Below are 2,148 nucleotides of genomic sequence, written 5' to 3'. Positions count from 1 at the left end.
CACTCGAAGACTACGTGGCTGCTGGCGTTACGACAGACGACCCGGCGGCGACGTTGCGCGCTGCCGTCGCTGCCCGCGCGAATATCCTGGTCGCCGGCGGCACGTCCACGGGCAAGACGACGCTCACCAATGCCTTGCTCGCCGAAGTGGCAAAGGGGGCCGATCGCGTCGTCATCATCGAGGACACGCGTGAACTCCAGTGCGCCGCGCCCAACCTTGTCGCCATGCGCACAAAAGATGGTGTCGCCACGCTCTCCGACCTGGTCCGATCCTCAATGCGCCTGCGACCAGACCGCATCCCGATCGGCGAGGTGCGCGGCGCCGAAGCCCTCGACCTGCTGAAGGCATGGGGCACCGGGCACCCCGGCGGCATCGGCACCATCCATGCCGGATCCGGGATCGGGGCGCTGCGCCGTCTCGAGCAACTCATCCAGGAAGCCGTCGTCACGGTGCCGCGAGCGCTGATCGCCGAAACCATTGACCTTGTCGCGGTCCTGTCGGGACGCGGTCCCGCACGGCGACTGACCGAACTCGCACGCATCGATGGCCTTGGACCCGACGGCGACTACCGCACCTCCCAAGCCACCCCGAACAACACAGGAGACAAATCATGATCCGCAATCTTTCCCGCGAGCACCTGGCTACGGCGGCGACAACCCTCGTCATCTCTCTCATGGTGGCCCCGGCCGCCAATGCCGCCGGCTCGTCGATGCCGTGGGAGCAGCCACTCGAAAAAATCCTTCAGTCGATCGAAGGGCCGGTCTCCAAGATCATTGCCGTCATCATCATCATCGTCACCGGCCTGACGCTTGCCTTTGGCGATACGTCCGGCGGCTTCAGGCGGCTGATCCAGATCGTCTTTGGCCTGTCGATCGCCTTCGCGGCATCGAGCTTCTTTTTGTCGTTCTTCTCGTTTGGCGGCGGAGCGTTGATCTGATGGCAACCGCTTTCGAACAGCTCGACGCAGTGCCCGGTTTCACCGTCGCCGTTCATAGGGCGCTGACCGAGCACATACTGCTTGGCGGCGCACCCCGCTCCATCGCGATCCTGAACGGCACACTGGCAGGCGCGGTTGGCCTTGGCCTGCGCCTCTGGCTGGCCGGTCTCGTCATCTGGGCGCTTGGGCATTTCATGGCGGTGTGGGCCGCCAAGCGCGATCCGCTGTTCGTGGAAGTTGGCCGCCGGCATCTGCGCCTCCCAACTCACCTGTCCGTTTAAGGGCGCGATCATGATGAACCTTGCCGAATATCGCCGCAGCGCCAGCCGCCTTGCCGACTACCTGCCATGGGTTGCGCTCGTCGCGCCTGGCGTGGTGCTGAACAAGGATGGCAGCTTTCAGCGAACCGCCAAATTCCGCGGGCCGGATCTCGAATCCGCCGTCGCGGCCGAACTGGTCGCGGTGGCCTCGCGCATCAACAATGCCGTCCGTCGCCTCGGTTCGGGTTGGAGCCTCTTCGTCGAGGCGCAGCGGCACGCCGCCGCGACCTATCCCGAAAGCGAGTTTCCCGATCCCGCCTCTCGCCTGGTCGACGCCGAGCGCAAGGCCGAGTTCGAAGAGGAAGAGGTTCATTTCGTATCGAGCTACTTCCTCACCTTCCTCCATCTGCCACCGGCCGAGGAAGCAGCCCGCGCCGAGACGTGGCTCTACGAGGGGCGCGATCAGTCCGGCATAGATGCCAACGAAATCATGCGCGCCTTTGTCGACCGCACCGAGCGCGTGTTCTCCCTGCCCGACGGCTTCATGCCGGAATGCCGCTGGCTCGATGACAGCGAGACGCTGACCTACCTGCATTCGACGATCTCGACCAAGCGCCATCGCGTGCGCGTCCCGGAGACACCCATCTATCTCGATGCGCTGCTGGCCGACCTGCCACTGACCGGGGGGCTTGAACCGTGCCTTGGCGACCAGCATCTTCGCGTGCTCACCATCGTCGGCTTCCCGACCGCGACCACGCCGGGTCTGCTCGATGACCTCAACCGGCTCGCCTTTCCCTATCGCTGGTCGACGCGCGCGATCCTGCTCGACAAGACTGATGCCGCCAAGCTGCTGACGAAGATACGGCGGCAATGGTTCGCCAAACGCAAGTCGATTGCGGCAATCCTGAAGGAGGTCATGACCAACGAGGCCTCCGTGCTGGTGGACACCGA

At 64.7% G+C, this 2,148-nt stretch carries 3 protein-coding genes and 1 pseudogene; all 4 read left to right on the top strand.

Going from position 1 to position 2,148, the window contains the following annotated elements; translation table 11 throughout:
- On the top strand, positions 1-614 hold a 614-nt coding region (locus EN742_RS32655; protein ID WP_189375702.1), incomplete at its 5' end, for an ATPase, T2SS/T4P/T4SS family.
- Positions 611-937, top strand: a complete 327-nt coding sequence (locus EN742_RS32650; protein ID WP_127405025.1) for a TrbC/VirB2 family protein — start codon at positions 611-613, stop codon at positions 935-937. The genes EN742_RS32655 and EN742_RS32650, both read left to right, overlap by 4 nt.
- Positions 937-1,218: a VirB3 family type IV secretion system protein gene (locus EN742_RS32645; protein ID WP_127405026.1), complete on the top strand. Its 282-nt coding sequence runs from the start codon at positions 937-939 to the stop codon at positions 1,216-1,218. Before EN742_RS32650 ends, EN742_RS32645 begins: the two co-directional genes overlap by 1 nt.
- 10 nt (positions 1,219-1,228) lie before the next feature.
- Positions 1,229-2,148 (top strand): annotated as a pseudogene (locus EN742_RS32640) (conjugal transfer protein TrbE); the annotation flags it as partial.

The organism is Mesorhizobium sp. M4A.F.Ca.ET.020.02.1.1, assembly GCF_004022645.1.
In the GTDB taxonomy this organism is placed as follows: Bacteria; Pseudomonadota; Alphaproteobacteria; order Rhizobiales; family Rhizobiaceae; genus Mesorhizobium.
This window is presented reverse-complemented; position numbering and strand designations above follow the sequence as displayed.